2 protein-coding genes and 1 pseudogene are annotated in these 3,537 nt (G+C 67.7%); all 3 read left to right on the plus strand.

Annotated features, from left to right (window positions below):
- Positions 1-902: WXG100 family type VII secretion target (locus GA0115240_RS24625; protein WP_093739752.1), on the plus strand; the 902-nt coding region annotated here is incomplete at its 5' end.
- Between the two features lie 81 nt (positions 903-983).
- Positions 984-1,379 carry a WXG100 family type VII secretion target gene (locus GA0115240_RS24630; RefSeq protein ID WP_141708951.1) on the plus strand — a complete coding sequence of 132 codons (396 nt, stop codon included), beginning with the start codon at positions 984-986 and terminating at the stop codon, positions 1,377-1,379.
- A 62-nt stretch (positions 1,380-1,441) separates the two neighbouring features.
- A pseudogene (locus GA0115240_RS24635) lies at positions 1,442-3,537 on the plus strand (hypothetical protein); the annotation flags it as partial.

Here is a 3,537-nt window from a genome sequence, read left to right on the forward strand (position 1 = left end):
TCGACTCCACCGGGAAGGTCGTGCACGGTCTGACGGCGCCGGACGGGAAATTCCTGGCCAACGGCGCGACCCAGCTGGTCGACGGCGTGCTGATGTACGGGTCGATGACCGAGGGCGGGGGCTTCCTGTCCGAGGACGGCAAGACCTTCGTGACGCCGTCCGGTGTGGTCGAGCACGGGAAGACCACCGACGACGGGCACTTCCTGACTCCGCGGGTCATCGACGGCACCACGTACTGGGGCGGCGACACCACCGACAACGGGTGGATCTCCCAGGACGGCACGATCTACATCGACTCCTCGGGAACCGTCGAACACGGCATCAGTACGCCGGACGGCAACTTCCTGAAGGACGGTACGACCCACACCCTCCCGAACGGGACGGTGATCTACGGCTACAACGACGGCCCCGACTTCTACTCCGCCGACGGCAAGACCATCGTGCTGGCGGACGGCACCGTGGTGACCGGCACGCTGGACACGACCACCGGGGTCTTCACCTCCACCGGCGGCCAGGTCTACGTCCTCACCGACTCCGGGATCGAGTCCGGCACCCTCCAGTCCGACGGATCGATCGCGCTGGCCGACGGCCAGACCTTCATGACTCCGGCGTCATGGACCAACGACCTGAAGGAACTCGCGGACGCCATCACCTTCGTGCAGGGGAAGGCCGACACGATCGCCGACCAGATCAGCACGATCACCACGCAGTACTCGACCCTCGAGGAGATCTGGGCCACGCCGGCCGGTCAGACCTTCACCGATGTGGCCACCCGGGTCAACTCCGCCATGCAACAGCTGCAGACACTGCTGGGCGACACCACCGACCGCATGCAGATGACGCACGACAACTATCAGCAGGCCGAAGAGAAGAACACCGCGAACAATGCTGCCGGAAAATAGGCTGGGGGTAAACAAGACATGGCGGGCACCGCGCTTCCCGACAATTACAACTCGGTCACGCTCCGGGTGGATCCCGGGGGGATGAGTTCCATCCTGACCACGCTGTCGACGGCCGTCGGGGAGATCAACACCGACATCGGCGACATCATGACCCGGTTGAATTCCCTCAAGCTCACCTGGACCGGTGACTCGGCCACGGTGATGAACGATTTCAACTCACGCTGGTACAAGGCGGTGACGGACCTCTACGGCACCCAGATGGACCCGGCCATCGGGATTCTCAACATCCTGACCAGCGGGCTCGCACAGGCGGTTGAGAACTACAACGAGTGCGAGCAGAACGTGGCCAATATGTTCGACCAGTTCGAGAAGACCCTCACCGCGGGCACCGGTGGCGACGGCGGGACTCCGGTGGACGACCCGTACGGAATTCCCGAGAAGAACTACCACACCACGTCGATCAACGAGACCTTCTGAGGCCTGGTTCAGATGTCCGACACTGCTTCCGCCCCCGCGCCGGCCTACGGCGGCGACGTCTCGTGAGCTCGGGCTATCGCGACGCCGTCCCGTGGGACCCGAATCCGGTCATTGAACTGGGCAACGCCTGGATCACCTTCGGCGACCAGCTCTACGAGCAGTATCAGGCAATGGAGAACGCCCAGTTCAATCTGATCAACGGGGCGTGGATGGGCACCGCGGCGACGGCGATGACCGTCGCGTTCTTCAACCAGTCGGACGGGTCCGACGCGATCGGGAACTACGGGCTCCAGCCGAACATCATCCAGGTGTGCCTGGACAGCTGGGACATGGGCGAGGCCATCAACTACTTCGCCCTGTTGCGCAGTCAGCAGCAGAAGACCGAGGCCAAGGAGGAGTTGGCCGCCCTCATCGCGACGCTCCTGGGACTCGGCCTGTCCATTCTCGCCGGGCTCGCCAGCGAGATCTTCGGGCTCATCGCCAGTCTCATCGGGAGGCTTGTCTCCTCCCTCATCGAGATCGGCGGGATGGTCGGCGAAGCGGTCGCGACCCTGGCGGGTTTCGCCACCAAGATCAGCACCTGGGCCAGCGAGGCCACCTCCGCCGCCGGGGCCGCGTACCCCTGGACCTCGACGATCGCCTCGCTCGCCTTGAACATCAGCAAATTCGGCATCGAGTTCACCTCGATCAGCGCCCTCAGCACGCTGGGCGGAAACGCGGCCGCCGGACTCACCACCGACTGGAAACACTGGAGCCCGGTCCCCACGACGGCCGAAGGCTGGGCCGAGTTCATCGAGATGGGCCTGATCCTGGCGCCCATCACCGCGATCGGGATCTTCGGCGCCAAGGGCCTCATCAACAAGGTCAAGCCGTCCGACGGACCGCTCAACATCCCGAAGCCCGACCCCATGGCCAAGGGCGCGCCCAACGTCAGTGTCACCGGCGGCTTCGGCGGCAACATCACCGCCGGGGCGCGGAACGGCCCCAAGGTCACCTCCGACATCGTGGCCCCGAACACGCTGATCACCAACAGCGGAAAGACCGTCGTCAACTCGAAGACGCTGAGCAGCAACTCCTCGGTCGTCCGTACCGACGACTCGCACTCCGTCGTCACCGACAGCTCGACCGGCGGGCCGAAGGCCACCGTCAACTCCGGTCCTGCCCTGAACAAGGCGATCACCGATCCCACGCCGGCGCCGACCCCGACCCCGAGGCCGACCCCGGCGCCGAAGCCGACCGGGCAGAAGGTGAACCTGAACGACGTCAACCCGCCCCGGACCAGGACCGAGCCGGGTCCGCAGCCGAAGCCGGATCCGGTCGTAGCGAAGCCGGATCCCACCCCGGGACCGGATGCGAACGGTGTACGGAATCCGTTGTCCGGCGGCGACAAGACCCCGATCACCAACCCGCTCACCGGCCCGGACAAGATCGTCACATCGCCCCCGGTCCGCACCTCGGACGCACGCGGCGGCACCAATCTCGACCCGACGCCCAACGGCTTCGGTGCGAAGTCCACCGGACGATCCCCGATGCCCCATCCGTCGCAGGAGGTGGCGGCGCGGGCGATCGGCGCGCAGGCGCAGGGCCTGGCCGGACAGGTCCGGGCCATGCAGCCGCCGCCCGTGACGAAGACGGGCGGCGGCGAGCCGCTGCCGGGCGCCGGCCCCAAGGTCGATCTGTCGTCGCCGCCGCGCACGTCGCTGTCCTCCGAGGGCGGCGGGCCCCTCGGCAGCGGCACGCACGGGTCGATTCCGTCGGACCTGGTGGTGAAGCCGGCCGACGACGCGCGCCTGACGGATGTGACGGGCACGCAGGGGTCGAACGTCCCGGCCCACGGGGCCGGCGAGGTCGCGGCGAACGCGGTCGGCGCGCAGGCCCGGGCGGTCGGCGACACAGTGCGCTCCGGCGGGGTGAGCGCCAAGGGCGTGGAGGGCGGCGAGCCGCCGGCCACCACCGCTCCGAAGGTGGCCGACACGTCGGCGGCGGGGGCGGACAAGGCCGCGACCGGCGCCCTGCACGACATCAGGGTCGCCAAGTCCGCGCTGGCCGCCAAGGAGGACCAGCTCGCCGCGGCGGTGAAGGCCGACACCCAGGCCAAGCTGAACGCGGACGCCAGGGCGGCCGAGGAGGTGGCCCGGGCGAAGCTGTTCGAAGCGGC

The sequence above is a fragment of the Streptomyces sp. DvalAA-14 genome, assembly GCF_900091855.1.
GTDB lineage: Bacteria > Actinomycetota > Actinomycetes > Streptomycetales > Streptomycetaceae > Actinacidiphila.